The sequence below is a fragment of the Xanthomonas sp. A1809 genome (assembly GCF_017746015.1).
Classification (GTDB): Bacteria; Pseudomonadota; Gammaproteobacteria; order Xanthomonadales; family Xanthomonadaceae; genus Xanthomonas; species Xanthomonas euvesicatoria.
This window is the reverse complement of record NZ_JAGHWZ010000007.1, coordinates 1-15,354: the sequence shown is the minus strand read 5'-3', so window position 1 is coordinate 15,354 and position 15,354 is coordinate 1. Positions and strand designations below refer to the sequence as shown.

The 15,354-nt window shown below is 53.4% G+C and carries 13 protein-coding genes; 3 read left to right on the top strand and 10 right to left on the bottom strand.

Translation table 11 applies throughout. The annotated features are described in order from the left end of the window. Nucleotides 1-366 precede the first annotated feature (366 nt). The 3 genes from J7396_RS11245 to J7396_RS11235 form a co-directional block, all read right to left on the bottom strand. A complete protein-coding gene (locus J7396_RS11245; protein WP_184442129.1) occupies nt 367-2,103 on the bottom strand; it encodes an ATP-dependent helicase in 1,737 nt (578 codons plus the stop codon). Next, a complete protein-coding gene (locus J7396_RS11240) occupies nt 2,100-3,968 on the bottom strand; it encodes an AAA family ATPase (protein ID WP_184442127.1) in 1,869 nt (622 codons plus the stop codon). Before J7396_RS11240 ends, J7396_RS11245 begins: the two co-directional genes overlap by 4 nt. A gap of 383 nt (nt 3,969-4,351) precedes the next feature. Next, a complete protein-coding gene (locus J7396_RS11235; RefSeq protein WP_209261471.1) occupies nt 4,352-5,995 on the bottom strand; it encodes a MobA/MobL family protein in 1,644 nt (547 codons plus the stop codon). A 490-nt stretch (nt 5,996-6,485) separates the two neighbouring features. On the opposite strand from J7396_RS11235, the gene J7396_RS11230 reads away from it, so the two are divergent. The 3 genes from J7396_RS11230 to J7396_RS11220 all read left to right on the top strand — a co-directional run bounded on the left by J7396_RS11230 (nt 6,486) and on the right by J7396_RS11220 (nt 10,061). Beyond that, nucleotides 6,486-8,300, top strand: a complete 1,815-nt coding sequence (locus J7396_RS11230; protein WP_209261470.1) for a protein adenylyltransferase SelO family protein — start codon at nt 6,486-6,488, stop codon at nt 8,298-8,300. Beyond that, on the top strand, nt 8,290-8,721 hold the full coding sequence (locus J7396_RS11225; protein WP_209261469.1) for a toxin-activating lysine-acyltransferase: 432 nt from the start codon (nt 8,290-8,292) through the stop codon (nt 8,719-8,721). The genes J7396_RS11230 and J7396_RS11225 overlap by 11 nt, the downstream gene beginning before the upstream one ends. Before the next feature lie 62 nt (nt 8,722-8,783). Beyond that, entirely contained in the window at nt 8,784-10,061 is a 1,278-nt protein-coding gene (locus J7396_RS11220; RefSeq protein ID WP_209261468.1) for an MFS transporter, read from the top strand. Between the two features lie 100 nt (nt 10,062-10,161). Here J7396_RS11220 and J7396_RS11215 read toward each other — a convergent pair whose 3' ends face one another. From J7396_RS11215 to J7396_RS11180, 7 genes are all read right to left on the bottom strand, one after another. Next, on the bottom strand, nt 10,162-10,746 hold the full coding sequence (locus J7396_RS11215; RefSeq protein WP_244669632.1) for a hypothetical protein: 585 nt from the start codon (nt 10,744-10,746) through the stop codon (nt 10,162-10,164). A 116-nt stretch (nt 10,747-10,862) separates the two neighbouring features. Further along, on the bottom strand, nt 10,863-11,387 hold the full coding sequence (locus J7396_RS11210; RefSeq protein WP_209261467.1) for a hypothetical protein: 525 nt from the start codon (nt 11,385-11,387) through the stop codon (nt 10,863-10,865). Nucleotides 11,388-11,430: 43 nt separating this feature from the next. Further along, nucleotides 11,431-12,105 (bottom strand): hypothetical protein, encoded by a 675-nt coding sequence (locus J7396_RS11205; RefSeq protein ID WP_209261466.1) that lies wholly within the window; start codon nt 12,103-12,105, stop codon nt 11,431-11,433. Nucleotides 12,106-12,135: 30 nt separating this feature from the next. Then, on the bottom strand, nt 12,136-12,906 hold the full coding sequence (locus J7396_RS11200; RefSeq protein WP_244669630.1) for a hypothetical protein: 771 nt from the start codon (nt 12,904-12,906) through the stop codon (nt 12,136-12,138). Nucleotides 12,907-13,108: 202 nt separating this feature from the next. Further along, a complete protein-coding gene (locus tag J7396_RS11190; RefSeq protein WP_139370946.1) occupies nt 13,109-13,603 on the bottom strand; it encodes a hypothetical protein in 495 nt (164 codons plus the stop codon). 27 nt (nt 13,604-13,630) lie between these two features. Beyond that, complete coding sequence (locus J7396_RS11185) at nt 13,631-14,443, bottom strand: pesticin C-terminus-like muramidase (RefSeq protein WP_209261465.1); 813 nt, start codon at nt 14,441-14,443, stop codon at nt 13,631-13,633. A 102-nt stretch (nt 14,444-14,545) separates the two neighbouring features. Further along, nucleotides 14,546-15,354: ATP-binding cassette domain-containing protein (locus tag J7396_RS11180; protein ID WP_209261464.1), on the bottom strand; the 809-nt coding region annotated here is incomplete at its 5' end.

Genomic DNA, 15,354 nt, shown 5'->3' with positions numbered 1-15,354 from the left:
CCTACGTTTGCTGCAATCTCGTAAAAGCAGAAAATTCTTCCAGAAGCTCATGATCGGCAACAAATGGCCGCCTCTTTCTCGCTCGACAAAATGCCTACTTTTGACTGGCCCATTACAATCGTGTGTTCGATACCCTCGCGGGCCATCTGCCGGATCTTTTCCGTCACGCTGTAGTATTATTCAAAGAATGCGCATTAATTGAAAAAATTAGCTGAAGACGGGTAACTAGAGACGGCGATCCTTGCTGAAAATTTTGGTGAATGATCACCAGCTCTTTAACGGCACTGAAAATTAAAATAAAGCGTTGTTCACCCCAACCCTTAATCTGACATCGTGCATCGACAGATTTTCCAGGAAGCATTAATCTTAGACATCAGAAAGTGCGACGAGGGCCCCGGTCCCCAACAGATGCGTGTGGAGCCGTTTCGCTTGGGACTTCGGAACCGCTATGACAAGGAGTCGGCGAGCTCTCGACGCACCCACATAGATTTTCCGCGCGCTCTCAAGATCTTCTGAGGTCCCACCTTCGATAAGGCAGTCCACAATTTTTTTTGCAGTCTTCGGCGCCAACACGACACAGACCGCATCAAACTCCTTGCCTTTGACCGCATGAATAGTGTGCGCAGGATGTTTAGACACGCTACCAAGCGAAAACGCCGTAGCGAGTTCTTTCTTATTTTGCAGCTTCCGGGCAATCGATGCTGAACCGGCTGGTAGAAGGTGTCGAAGCACATCGCGAGCATCGATAAGCCACCTCTCAACCGTGGTGTGCTTATCAGGCTGAAATCGGAGCGCTTCGAGAGTCGCGATAGCACTAGGGCGCCATTGATTAGGTTCTATCTCGGCCTCGATCAAGTGCTGGTGGTAGGTCGCGTTATCTAGTGCACCGGAGAGTTCTAAGGCAATTCTGTGAAAGCCCTCCAAGGCATCGCCCTTTAATCGCATATCCACTGCGCGATGATAGGTGTCGACGCAGACGGCTAAGCGGTAAGACAGCCCCCCATCGGGCTCTTCCTTCGGCTGCCCGGATGCAGCCCTTGCTGCATTCAATGTCGAACCGATGATGGGGCATTGGGTGTGGTTAAGAGACAGGGAAGCTGTGAGAGCCTCAAATTTACAGCCCACTGCCACGGGCGCTGAGTGCCCTGCATACGCCAATAAATGGACAGGCGTTGGCTCATCACGATGCTTTCCTAAGGCTTCGTCCGGCCGCCCCCGCGCCGAAGGCTCACGCAGCGCCACGATGACTTTGGCAATGTTGCTTCCCGATCGAAAATTCCCAGCAAGCGGCAAACGATCTTCGTCAGGAAATGTAGCAGCAAAAGCCTTCAACTCGTCTCCCACACCTCCCCGAAAACTGTATATGGATTGGTTAGGATCACAGATAACTTTAATCGGCACTCCCGCGTCGCGCAACCATGCGACAATTTCCAGATCAGCTGGATTACAGTCCTGTGCCTCATCAACGATGATCTCCACAAATCGCGCTTGCAGGGCTCGACGTAAAGCGGCGCCGCTTTTTTTGTCTCGAAGTCTCTGCAGAGCAAGATGCCGGGCATCGTCAAAGTCCAACACCGCCCGATCCAAGAAGCGCTCTCGAACAATTCGGGCAGTCGTTTCGTAATTAAGCAAACCTCCTGTAAAACCAATCCTTTCGATCTTGGCTTTAATCGCGACGCCTGTTTCACGATCAAAACATCCAAGTGGAATTCCTCTCATCCCATTGTTTGGCGCAATATCCAACTTGTCCTTGTCCGGAAGGAGATGAGGCGATTGCGCAACGCCAGGAACACCGAATGGTGCGATGAAGAACTGCCAGACAAAGCTATCAAAGGTGCCGACGAAGTGCGGAAAGGTTGGCTTACCGATTACGCCTTCTGAGTAGAGACGGCTTTCAAGCTCGGAGACCGCTGCGCGTGTAAAGGAAAGGAAGGCTAATCCTCGACCGAAAACGGTCGCCGTCGAGGCAACGACCTGGCGAGCGCGCTCGACCATTACCTTGGTCTTCCCCGCACCGGGGCATGCCTCAACGAAAGCTGAGCCACCGTGGCCGATGATCTTAGCCTGTTCAGCTGTGGGAACAAACCTTAAAGCGTTTCTCATGAGGTCAGCTGCGTGATCGCGCTTGCCAGGTATTTAGGGACATTTAACACCTGTCCATCTTTGCGCAGCGCCTCAGCAAGTGCATGGGCATATTCGCCCTTTCGAACGTCCTTGAAGATAGCCTGGATAGCCAATGATCGTTCCGCGCCAACCAGTTTCATAGCGGCATCCCACTTCTCCGCAGAGCGCGGGTGAAGTTGGCAATATATTTTTGCCATCAGCTCACCGTTTCCAGCTTCAAGCAACGCAGGTTCAAAAGAATAGTCATTGATCTCTACATCAAGAAGATCTCCACTTTTAAGGAGCGCAGCAGTGTTGTAGAGTTCGTCTCTACGTGCTTGGCCAGGCGTCAAAGATTGGCCTTGAGCCTCACCTCTATCACCATCCGTGATGACAACGACCCGATCAGCTATGCAAGCACCTGCGTATCGCGAGAGCAGAAGCTTGACGTAGGGCTGAAAATCTACGCCGTCAATTGGGACAAAAACAGCTGAGCGAAACAGCCTGAGCTTGTCAGGCTGATCTTTCAGCACAAACTTCTTGGCAATCACTGGCAGAAGGAGTGCTTCCGCAATGCCTTCAACCAAAAGCACGCGCCCACCAAAGAGCATGGCGGACTTTGTCACGTCAAGGTAACGATCCACCTTGCGGCGCTCAACTGCGTCAAGCGAGATGCTCGCCAATGGTATGACCTGACTATGGCGACGGGGGCGCGATGCGGGGAGAACCGGGCTGGGCTCAATGTCACTTAGAACCTCTGCGGGAACGCCCGCAAGCGAAGCCTCAGGCTCATCAACATCAATCTCTTGTTTGCCGCTGACTCGACCCTTAGGGCTGGCCGAGCGGAAAAATACAAGCTTGGCGCTATCAACCCACGCGGAAAGATTAGGGGAGTGCGTTGCCACCACAACTTGCAGCTCTCCGGCACAAGCGGTTCCAGCAAGCAGAGCACGCGCTCGCGACTTCTGCGTCTGATCATCGAGAAAGCTTAGAACTGCGGCCTGCAACTGAGGATGCAAATGTGCCTCTGGCTCCTCAACGAGGAATATCGTGAGATCTGCCTCGCTCACTTTCTCGAGCTCAATGGCGATGGTTGCCATGTAGAGCAAGTTGGCATATCCATGGCCCGAATAGCGGAGATCCTCCGGCTCGATATCGTGATCGGCCATTCTGAATCTTAGGTCACGAGCAATGTCGAGGAGCTTTTCATCACTAGCAAAGCCGAGCGAAGCACCTTGCTGGCGGACCCCACCTGTCAGAGCTCCCAGGCTGACCCCAACTGCTGCACCAACCCTGTCGAGCACATCGGCATTGGTCTTCCTTTGGAGCGTCGTCGCCAACTGGTCGGGGCTCATCTCACCAAGGAAGTGCTTGAGCAGGCTATAAATGCGCGTGGAGTTGCCGGACGCCAAGGCGCGCTTTGCATCCCGCAGCGGAGGCAGGTAAACATGCCTCACCATCTCGTGAGCCCCCTGCTCCGCTACACCACGATGCTGCCCCGCCCAGAACTGAGCGCGACCTGGAATGCGCCCGCCCCTCTCCTCATACCGCAACCCAAAGGAACAGCCCGAAATGTGTGGGTCAGTCGCGGCGGTGATCAGGCGTCCCTTCTGTCCCGGGCTGAGTCCGGTAAAACGGCCTTCAATGTCAAAGCATCGATCCGCACTACCAAAGCGCACATCTGACGGCTCACAGTAGATCTCACGACGACCACTCAGCGGTGGTGTAAGCAGGCGGATGCCGTCAATCGCGTTGCTTTTGCCGCCGTTATTCTCACCAACAAAGACCGTCAGACCCTCGCAAAGTGGGATCTCGATTTCATTGAATGAACGGTAATTGCGCATCAACAGCTTTTCTAGATACATTCCCTCTCCCCTGAAAGGCCCGTCCCGTGAGCCTTAGGCGTAGCATATCGCTAAGCTAGAACAGCGCAAGTTGATGCCAGTAACGAGTAGTTTTCGCTTCGCTGCACCAGTCAACCCTGTTTCCGACCGGGTAAGCACCTGATGCAAAGACAGAATGGACTCAATGTCTTACACGACTTTTGACTGAGTCGAAAAAGAGCCCCGCGCGCGGGGCTCTTTTGTCGCTGACGTTGAAGCCTCAGTCTCGGCGCCGGGTGCCAATGGCGGGCGGCGTTGTTCCGATCGTTTGGCGAGAACCTTTTGCGACAACCCTAGCTTCCAGCCAAATGCCTAGGCGCACCATCAGTCTGCTGCGCGGTCAATGGTCAGAAATATCTGAGCCATCATAGACTTGGCTTGGGCGGACGGAACTTCAACTCCCAATGCCCGGCATCACCTTCGGCCTGTGGTGGAAGCGCATCATCGCCAGATGTCTCAGGCGTCAGCACCTCGATCGGCTGTGGGGCAAAGTTCTTCTCCAAAGCCTCACCTGCGTCCACCATCGCCTTTCGAGCCCGCTTGATGCGCCACGCTTGAATGGCTTGGACGCGAGGCGATACATGCACCTTGGCGCGAGCCAATTTCTGGCGAGCCCTTGCTGCCGCTTGCGTGCCAGGGTTGTCCTCATGCTCAGAAAGCTTGGCCTGCGCATCCAGCACGGCCATTCGCGCTTTGTAGGGTCGCACCAACATGTGGGCATATTTACTGATTGAGCGAGCAAGCATCTCCGTGTCCTCGAACAAGAAAGGCTTGGTGGCGTAGCTGTCGACCCGCCGGCAGATCAGCGACCCGTACGCTTGCTGAAATTCCTGCTCAATCTGGATCCCTGGGATCTGCCGCAACACCTCCAAAGACTGCTGCGCGACCTCCCGTTGCGCTTCGAGCCAATCTTCGATCAGCTGCGCCTCCGCATTGAGCACCTCCGCGTCTTTTCGGCCCGAAGAACGAGCCAGACGCGTCACACGGCCCAGATGTCGGGTCTGACCACTGTAAGGCGTGTAGAGTCCTGCGCTTGGCGCTGGCGCACGCGCCAAGCGCTCTTTGATCTGCCGCACCCGCTCTGCGCCTGACAATCGACCCTGCCCACCCGCTGCGCGCCCTTCCAATCCAGACTCTTTTGCGTTGGCCCGATCCCGAAGTGCGGCCGCATGACTGTGAGACGGCGGCACTTCGTGCACGAAGCTCCCGCTCTTTTTCATGTGCTCAGCAACTAGCTTCGAAAGCGCTAATGCCGCAGCTTTCCCACCTGCTCCTTTGACTTCTGCGGTGAACTTCGTTTTGCGCATCACCGCAACCTTGGCTTTTCCCAAGTGCTCGCCAGGCCGACGAGTAAGTTCGCGGGCGCGTTCAAACTCCCCATTGCGCGCGGCCTCCTGCGCTTGTGCTCGGAGACTTCGATGATCCACCCGAGCCGGATTACCGGCATTTTTCAAGTGCGCATTGATGACTGTTGCGATGTCTTTGCGGATTTGCCGCAGTGCTCGCGTTCCTCCGCCTTGGCGCGCATCAAACTCAGCGCAGGCGCGCTCACCCAGTCCACCGGGGCCAACTTGTCTGGCTGACATCAGCAAATGCACATGGTGGTTGCGTTGATCGCCAAGCTTGCTCGGGGTGTGGACTGCCACCAACACAGCGACTTGGAAGCGCTCAACAAGCAATTGACCGAGTGCCAAAGCGAGCACTCTGCGTTGATGTGGATCGAGTTGATGCGGAAGCGACACCTCGACTTCTCGGCAAACGCGTGCATTCTTGCGGGTCTCGGCCGCTTCATTTGCGTTCCAAAAATACTGGGCATCTAAGCACCACGAAGGCGCTCCCTTCGGTGCAAGCATCTGATGGAAATCGACACCGCCTCGGTGGGAATAATTGTGACCAAGCCCCGTGCTTGTATCGAGCAGATCAAACCCTGCTCGGTAGGCTGCTGCTGCGACCGACGAGTCGCCGTTGCCTCGACTGAAAGACTTCATTGTTGCGTGATAAATCGCCATTTGTGAAACTCCTGTTTGTGGAGCACACAAAGAAGCGGCAGAACATCCCCTGTCGAGAGATAAGCGAACTCAACAACAACGAGATTTGAATCTCAGGGTTTTGAAGAAGCTGTGTTGCCTAGCGAAGCATAGCAACGAGGTGGCGAAAGCCACCGCACCAACGCGTAGCGTTGGCGCACGGTTTCTGCAAAGCAGAAACCATAAGTGCGCTCTTGCTGTTTGATTCTTTATTTAATTTTCGCGCTACGGTTGGGCCGGCAATTTCGCCCCCTACGTATGATTAATATTTATACTAGAAAATGAATTGAGCCTGTACAGATCTGGTTTTGCAATGCCCTGTGCCGATTTCCAGGCAATGGTCTATGCAGCCGTGATGTCTCTTGGTTTTCGGAAATCCAGTCAGCAGCAGGACGAACTGCCGTCAGGTTGGTAGGATTGCCAAAGCCGATCGAACGCGAAGTCGCAACAACTGCAGAAAGAAGGACGCGAAATGCCCAATGACTACTGGGACATGGATGACAAGAACGACCCCAACCTGTTGAACCTCGCCAGCGTGGGCACTTCGATGCTCGTGCCCTTTCCAGTGGGAAAACTGCCAGATGCTTCCGTGCTTTGGCTCAATGAGCGCTGGTTTCATGACTTGGGCATCGCCATCCACGACAAGCCCACTCGGACCAGCATCTCAGCGTCCTTGCTTGAACGCTTCGCCGTGACCTCCCTCGAAGCTCACTGCGTTGCCGGCAGCTTCGGCGGACGGACACTGGGCGCTGATCGCTATGGTGGGAGCGGTGGGGCAATCCACGGAGGGAGTGGCCGCTGTGGCTCCGATGGCATGCTCATCGCCAAAGGAACCGGCCCCACACCATTGGTCTCCGAGGCCCATGATTGGTCGCACTCGCATGGCTGTCTCTATCTTTACGATGCCATTCGCGAGGCAGTCGCCAGCGAGATCCTCAACGCAGAACTCCCCCACGGGGCAGTCCCCATCGTTGCCATCATCGATGCCGGCTTCTCCCTGGCACGCACCGATGCAGACGAACCAGAACGCTGCGCCATTCTAATCCGGCCCGCTTTCCTTCGCCTGGCGCATTTCGAGCGCAGCCTGTATTTCGGAACATCAGGCAGCGCAAACAGCGATCAATTTCAAGATAGCCTGCGGGTCAAAGATGCCATCCACTTTGCCGACGAACACGCGCAGCTCGATGCGGGCAATCCCAATGGCTTAGGCGTTGACTTGTCTGAGCTCTACCTCCGCCTTGCCGAGCAGATTGCCGCAAGTCGCGCGCATCGCCTTTGGACAGGGCGCCCGACAAGCGACAACATCACATTGAACGCGCAGTTCCTGGATTTCGGCGGCTTCCGCGCAGTTCCTAGCTGGAAGCATGGCACCGATGGACATGGTCATTTCTTCGGCAATGAGATGCGCGATGTCCACCACTCGCTTCCATCGCTTGCCTATTTCTTCAAGAAGTATTCCCGCTTTGACAAGGCACTCGCCAACATCGATCAACTGCTCATCCAGATCGAGCATCACATGGAAGCTGCGTTTCTCCATCACTGTGCAAAAGCGTGTGCTTTGCCTGAGTCAAGCCCAGAGGTGTTTCATTTCAAAGTGCTCCTTGCGCGCTACTACCGCGAGCAACAGCGCATTGACTATGCGTTCGATCAGCCCACAAAGCACAACGAACGCCACGATTGGCTCTCCGACCACCTCAGAGGCAAAGCAACCCAGGGATCTCAGATTGGCGAGGAGATCGCAGCTTTCGTGCGCGCACTTCCGAACTCAGATCTTCATCTTTGTGCGGCCAACCGCTGGCTGAGACCACGACCACGCCTTTCCTATCGCGTCTCTAAGCGCCGCGCGATCAAGCTGGTGCGGTCGATCCTGGCCGATCGGTCGTCGGGACCCAAACGGGTCTCGGCTTTTATCGCAACTGAGGTCGCGGTCTCACGCCGCGTTTGGAAAGGCTTACCGCCACACTGGCTTGTCCTGGGCTACGCAAGCGATCACGTGTCCACCGCTTTGTATTTCTTTGATACGCATCGTGTGGCCTATACAGTCCAGCTGTCGGGGCCACGCGTGCACGGGGGAACACTGCTCTTCGGTGCCCAAGTCGCAGATGAGACACTCGGCATCACTAGTTCTGCCCATCGAAACGTCGTGCTGGTCGACTGCGAACCCACCAGCTACCTGGTAGGTCTAAGCTTGAACGGGCGTGCATCAATCCCTGCCGCACTGCTCACCTTCCCGGACGCTGCAGTTGCAGCGCAGACATTGAGCTCAACCACCGCCCATGCAACCTAATGCCGTTGATGCGCAGGCGCTTGGCCTGGCAATGCAACTTCTGTTCAAGACTGACCGCAAGAGGTTCAGTATCGCAGCTGCCTATGTATGGCTATGGCCTGCGATTCGCCTAGGCCAGCTCGTCACGATCGAAGATGAAGAGGGAGTCTGGACCGGCTACGCCTTATGGGCTTATCTGACGCCTGAAACCGCCAGTCATTTGGTTCTGCAAGATCCCCCGTTCTTGCCGATTAGTGACTGGAACGAAGGTGATCAACTCTGGATCCTGGATTTCGTGGCTATGCCAGGGCATTACCGACGCCTGGCGAGAGCACTCCTGCACCGCTTGCGCCCTCACTTCAAGCAAGCGCATCGCTTGGTGCGAGATAAGACGGGCGCTATGCTTGGAACCAAGGCTTACACACTTCGCAAAGATGGCTGAGGAAGACACGTTGCTTCCTTGATACGAATGGACGAACCGAAGCGACAAGGCAGTTGCAACCTATGCACGAAGTGACATCAAGGTCGACCAAGGCCTGGACTGGATTTTTGTTCCTGGGCTTCGGTTCTGGTTTGCCCTATCCGCTGATCGGCAGCACCTTAGGCTATTGGCTCAGCGAAAAGTCGCTTTCGATTGCAGTCATCGGTGCCTTGGCTTGGACCGCACTTCCCTACTCCCTCAAATTCCTATGGGCCCGCCATCTCGACCAACGTCGTGCGCCGGCCGTTGGAAGCACCATGTCGCACCGTCAGGGCTGGATTGTCTTGTCTTCGGTCATGGTCGCCCTCTCCCTCCTGGGCCTTGTCCTGAGCGTCGTCACCGGTAGTCTGCCGCTCATTGCATTGAGCTCCATCGCAGCCGCCTTTGGCGGTGCGACCCTGGATGCCTCAGTCGATGCGTTTCGCATCGAACAGGAGGCAGTGCACCAGCAGCCAGCCAAGCTCCTCACTGCCTATCAGTTTGGCTACCGCATTGCTCTTCTGCTGAGCGACGGTCTGGTGTTCTTGCTCGCAGCGCGGCTGTCTTGGCAAGTTGCTTATGCCCTTCTGCTGCCCCTGATGTTGGTGCCCATCTGCGGAACGCTCTTTCTGCAATCCCATCCCGATAGCGACCGCACCCCAGATGCCACGAGTGCGAAGAAGCAGGGGGCTCCGTTGGTGTCGCTTCGACCCTCCACCCCCCAAGGGTGGATCGCGGTGGTCATCTTCATCGGCTGCTATCGCCTACCGGACATTCTTCTGGGCCCCATGATCAATCCTTTCTTCTATGCCCTTGGCATTGGAAAGAGCGTGGTCGGATCCCTTCATATTTGGCTTGGGATCCCTGCGGCCTTCCTCGGAATTTTGGCTGCAGGCACAAGCTTGAAGCGCATGTCCTTGAGCACGACCATTCTTGTTGGCGCAGCTCTCCAAGCCCTTGCCCTCCTCGGTCTTGCATCGCTCTCGTCGAACGAGCAGTCTGCTGAACTGCTTTGGGCTAGCGTTATTCTTCAAAACCTTGCTAGTAGCTATACCGGCATAGCCCTGGTTGCTTACATGTCAAAGCTGGTCACGCTTGGACGCGCAGGTGAGCACTACGCTTGGCTAACCAGCTTTTACTCCATCTTCGGCAGGGTGCTTGCCGGCTTTTCAGGCCTTGCAATGGCTTATCTCACCACGCGCTATGGACAAAGCCAGGGCTATGGCACTTTCTTCATCGGCATCTGCCTGATGTGCGTGCCTGCCCTCCTCGTCTACTTGCTCATCATTCGGAATAACTTGAAGGAGCGACCAGAGCCGTAAGTGCCATCACGCTGTTGCCTTGCAATGACCTTGGGCTGTTTACGAGAACATGTAATGCGTAAGCTCAGTCGTTATGCACAGGCCGGTGCAAAAATGAACACTATTTACTTGACGTTTGAGTGACAGCATCCAAACCATCACTCAGCCTCGTCGAAACCGTCAGCCCAGAAGCACAAGGCGAGGTCACGTCCGTCGTCGAGACATAGATTTTATACGGCCCTTTCGTCAATGTCGCTGGTTGGGTCCAAGCTGCATTTTTAATCACGGCCCGAGGCTCACGTATGCCTTCCACAAAAGCATATTTTTTAACGATATCACTATATCTTTCACAGCCTCGGGCTTTTTTGTCAGTAGAAATTACAGCTAGGGCAGCTACTGTCCAAGCCTGACAACTTTCATCACTGCGATGAACGCCGAAGCTCAACGCTGTTACCTGGGACTTCTGATCATTCAATGAAACCCGATAGTGACGACGAAGGGGCTCGTCTCTGACAATCTCGGTCTTGCCGGCTCTAATTAATTTGTTGACCTGAGACTCTTCAACAATAGCGCCGCTACTGAATAGCGACACCAGTTCGCCAAGCACTTTTTCTGAACCATAGGCGTCACCACAGAATGTGGTCGATACTAAAATAGAAAAGGCCACGATAGTTGAGGACCATACAATACTCTTATAAAATTTCACTCCGGCCCTCATTGCATTTAAAGCGCTTCAAGTGTTGTCTTGAAGCCTGCTCAGGTGTCGGCCCAGATTAGCGCTAACCAATTAGATACCTAATTGGCTAGCACCAGCGGACCTCATCAGTTTCGACGTCTTGTGAGACCAAGCAAGCACTCGCCCTTCGAACTCGCCTTTACGTACACCGACGTTTCACCAAGATTGGTTTTATAGAAGACATCCTTACTAACGTCGACGAGTGGCGCATGGGGATTGGGTGGCAGGACGTATGGGGTGAGCGCAAATTTCTGCTTGATCTTAGACACTTCATAACAGCGCTCAGGAGCGAGCTCCATATACATAAAACTCACTCCTTTATCGAGTTCAGGCGGGACCCTGAACTCAACAAAGGAGATCGCATACTGATCCCGCGTCTTGAACGCATTTGAGCGAAAAGCAATATTCAAAGATCGACTTGAACTCACCTGGTGGAAATCACGGAGTCCAATTTCGCGGAAAACTTCATAGTTTACCGGCTTACCCGGATCATAGATTTTACCAACTATTTCATCCATGGCGAGCCCTGAAATTCCATCTTCCGCAATGGCGCTTGTGCAGAAGACAGCCATCAGTAATGTAACCGCAAGACCTTTGTGCACGCCTAACATTACTGGCCTCTCAAATAAGCACGCAATTCAATTTCAACCTGATCTACAGGCGATAAATATCGAAAGCAACCGACAACAAGGAAGAGTCACCTTTGACCAAAGCATAAAGAGTCCCCTGGTCAACCCTGTGCAGCGCACCGATTTGAGCCAGTGAAACTACTTGACCATCGATCTCGGCAATTGCCTCTCCCTTTTTCAGAAGTCCTGATTTGCTTTTTGAATACATCATGAGGCGCGTTTTACCATTAGTGACCCAGGCTCCCACGTATTTGTCGTCTGAGTGATCGTGTGATGGCGATACGAGAATTGAATCGACCAATACGCCCTTTGACAGCGCACCATCTTTAGTTGCAAGAAAATTACCCTTATCAATCTTCTCGGGACGAGGATCTATATCACCAATAACCCCTGGCTTCGCCTGAATTTTTAGGTTGGTGGACAGGTAATAGCTATCACCAGAATAATAGTCAACAAATTGAGCGCACGTGCCTTTGATCGCATGAACTCGGACATTGTCAACCTTACTTACCTTGGCTAGGGGGACTACCAAATTCGCACTCCCGCCCTCCACATAGAAATTGTCTTTAAGCTGAGACTTTTCTGAACATAGAGCCCTAGCAGCACTCTCTCGCTGGTCATTTGAGCGGGCCTGCCCGACCATTAGGCCGGCGAGCGTAAGCACGCAAATCGAATTTAAGGCAACCCTAACTATGGACATCGAAAGCACCTTTTTAACGCGAATGTAAAATCAAGGAGTTGGAACAATGATAGTCGGAGTTACCTCACTATATCCACCAACAACCTTTGTATCACTGGGACCAAGCACGCCTATGCTGAGATAATTTGCAACACCCCTCACAATATCATTGGCAAATTTCTCACTTTGATTAAACTCAGCATTGGTAAAACCATCTTGATAGAGGTTTTGGTAAAGGGTTCGAGCAGCTGCTGCATTATGTGCTAGCTCATGCATCACCAAGAAATTCGCCCCTCCCATTAGATCGGAATACCCCTTAATGGTGTCAATGTTTATTGATATCTGTGGGTCGCCGTTGTTATAGTCGGACTGCCCAGTCGAAAACCCATTACTATAGCTAGTGCCCGCTTCGTTTACCTTATAGTCTGCATTGAGCATCAGACTCTTGATTTCAGACATCTGCACGGTTGAACCATCGCTCATTTGCATATAAGCGTTATCAGGAAGCGAGCTGATAGAGTCTTTAACAAAGTAGATTGCATCGTCAAATTTAACCAGAGCGGCCGACTCTTCCGCTGTCAACGCACGCGTGAAGTTGAGATCGTATTCCGGCGCTGTTGGAAGAGGAGTGCCACCCCCACCTGGAGGACTAATAGGCCCTGGCTGTTCAACTGGTGGTGAAGGGGGAATAGTCGGAGGCGGACTTGGGGGAGGGTTAACTACAACCGGCGGCAGCTCAGTAGGCGGCTCGCTCGGATCGACATCCGCAGCGGCTGCCGCACCTGCCACTAGAAATAACTCTTCGTTTGTCAGCTCTCTCATTACAACACTCCCTGCAATATTTCGATTGATAAATTGCTGTTTCGCTTTCTTTTCTTCCTAAACATCATTTTTTTATTTCCCGTGAAGCCCATAAATAACGGTCCATTGCAAGCCCGGCTCACATAGACTTAGAGCTAGGCAGACTCGAAGCACTTGAAGATAAATTTACCTCTGTTGGCCTCTTACTCTTGGCATGCAAACCTCATTTCTCCAACGTGACCGTTTCAAAAGTAGCATCTGGCGCATATTCATGTGCCCATCTCAGAACAGAAATCTCTGCGTCAAGGCTCTTTTTATTCCTGGGCACAAACAAGGTGAAAGTAGGATTTTTTGAGCAAGAAGCCCCCGACTTTTTGGTGTCGGCTTTGCAGTTAAAGTGAATGAGCCCAGCAGCTTCGACCGTATTATCACTCTTGATCGCAACTGCACCTTTCTCAATGCAGCTCTTGTAGCGGCAGCCGGATATTAAGGTCACCCCATTCCCCACATCAACGTCTTTGTTGGGTGGACCGCTCAGAGCCTCCCCAAACTGCTGCACCAATGGTTTTCCGGGAATAATATAGTCACCCGCTGACTGACCAAAGTAAGCCGATAGGACCGCAGAATTAATCTTGGCAGGCGCAGCCGTGGCCAAAACGCTTCCCCACAATGAAAAGATCATTATTGCAATTGATGCAATTCTTTTGTTAGCTTTCATCTCCAACCTCACGTTATAAGTCAACACTTAACCGCCACCCGGCACGCTGCCGTTCGTAATATCTTGTTGAATAAGCGCGGCCTCCCTGTCTCGCCTTGTATCATACGCATCACCGAAATCGTTCAGATTGGTAACAGCATCTTGCCAATGTCCCGTTGTTACTTGGGTCCAGAAATTGGGGGTTGCTGTGGCAAGGCCAGGGCCGTATTGGTAAGCAACACTTGCGATGGCGGTCTGGACGCCACCAGGCAGCTGATAAAAGTCAGCATAATCGGAAGAATTGTTATAGCTATTAACAACCGTATTTAAAATGTTTGATCGAACTGCGTTATCCAACGCATCTGCCTGCGCCTCGGTGATGTGGAGAGGGTTGTTTTGAACGGCATTCAGCGCATCTTGTCCTGTTAGATGAAGGTAGGGCGTCAACGTAGTAACAAGCGCCTGATCCACACCTAGCGCGGCAAGGCTTTCGGCAGTTTGGCTACCCAAATCGACTCCAGTTGCCACAGTTACTCCGCTCTGATCTATGACCACGCCGTTATTGGTGGGGACATATGCATCTAGCTGTTGCCCGCCCTCGACGCTATCAATAAAAGCGTTATCGATTCTGTTTTCAGCAGCCAGCGGGACAAAAACATCACCATCGTTGCCCCCTCCTCCACCTTGTGGCGGTGGTGGGGGTTGCTCAACTGGCGGTGTTGGCGGCAATGTTGGTGGTTCTGATGGAGGTGGATTAACCACCACGGGGGGCAACTCAGTGGGCGGCTCGCTTGGATCGACATCCGCAGCGGCGGCGGCACCTGCCACTAAGAATAGCTCTTCATTTGTCAGCTCTCTCATTCCAGCACTCCATACTGTGTGTTTAATTTTGGTCCGATCATTCTCACTACCAAGTTCTCAATAACGCCTCTCCCTTTGAATTAATTCACAAGCATTGACTTCTCATAGTTGCCTGGGCTTTTCAGCCGCTTCCACTGCATCGCCCGATTTGCTTGGCTGCTCTTTCATCAAGGGTCTTAGAATCCCGCCCACGAAGAGATAGTGCATGTCGCACATCCGGGAGATGTTCTTGTCGTGCGTTACGATGACTGTGGTCGCGCCGATACTCTTGATGTTCTTCATCAGCTGTATGCCCATCTGCTCATCAACCCCAGTGGTTGGCTCATCCATCAACAACAACTTAGTGCGCCTGTAGAAGGCTCTGGCCAAGAAGATCCGTTGTTTCTGACCACCTGACAGCGTGTTTCCCAAATCCCCGACTCTGGTGTTGAAGCCCATTGGCATGCGCTGAATATCGTCGTGGATACACGCCAATTTCGCAGCCTGCACGAGACGTTCTTGGTCAATGTGCTCATCAAACATAGAGATGTTTTCCGCCAGTGTTCCGGACAACAGATTGTCACCCTGCATCACGATACTGACCTTGCTTCGGTAGCTCGACTTACCGACCTTCCGTAGATCCTCTCCATTGACCAAGAAGTCTCCGACTTGAAGATCTTCAAGCCCCGCCAGAACGCGGATGAGTGTGGTCTTGCCCACGCCTGAGTTCCCGACGATCGCAATCACTTGGCCTGCCGGGGCCCTGAGCTGCAAAGCGCTCATGATCCACTTGTCCGTGGACGAGTAGCGGAAGTAGCCATTGACAATGGCAATGGTAGGCGCGGCATCTTCCAGCGCGCCGTTGCCATGCAAAAACGACTCAGGCTCGCTGTGGGTGATGTCTGAAATCCGCTCGGTGTGCAAGCGAAGCA

Coding starts and splice junctions, on each gene's coding strand:
- J7396_RS11245 (WP_184442129.1), bottom strand. CDS start 2,103: ATGAGAAACGCTTTAAGGTTTGTTCCCACAGCTGAACAGGCTAAGATC.
- J7396_RS11190 (WP_139370946.1), bottom strand. CDS start 13,603: ATGAAAGCTAACAAAAGAATTGCATCAATTGCAATAATGATCTTTTCA.
- J7396_RS11210 (WP_209261467.1), bottom strand. CDS start 11,387: ATGTTAGGCGTGCACAAAGGTCTTGCGGTTACATTACTGATGGCTGTC.
- J7396_RS11235 (WP_209261471.1), bottom strand. CDS start 5,995: ATGGCGATTTATCACGCAACAATGAAGTCTTTCAGTCGAGGCAACGGC.
- J7396_RS11185 (WP_209261465.1), bottom strand. CDS start 14,443: ATGAGAGAGCTGACAAATGAAGAGCTATTCTTAGTGGCAGGTGCCGCC.
- J7396_RS11230 (WP_209261470.1), top strand. CDS start 6,486: ATGCCCAATGACTACTGGGACATGGATGACAAGAACGACCCCAACCTG.
- J7396_RS11205 (WP_209261466.1), bottom strand. CDS start 12,105: ATGTCCATAGTTAGGGTTGCCTTAAATTCGATTTGCGTGCTTACGCTC.
- J7396_RS11225 (WP_209261469.1), top strand. CDS start 8,290: ATGCAACCTAATGCCGTTGATGCGCAGGCGCTTGGCCTGGCAATGCAA.
- J7396_RS11220 (WP_209261468.1), top strand. CDS start 8,784: ATGCACGAAGTGACATCAAGGTCGACCAAGGCCTGGACTGGATTTTTG.
- J7396_RS11200 (WP_244669630.1), bottom strand. CDS start 12,906: ATGAGAGAGCTGACAAACGAAGAGTTATTTCTAGTGGCAGGTGCGGCA.
- J7396_RS11240 (WP_184442127.1), bottom strand. CDS start 3,968: ATGTATCTAGAAAAGCTGTTGATGCGCAATTACCGTTCATTCAATGAA.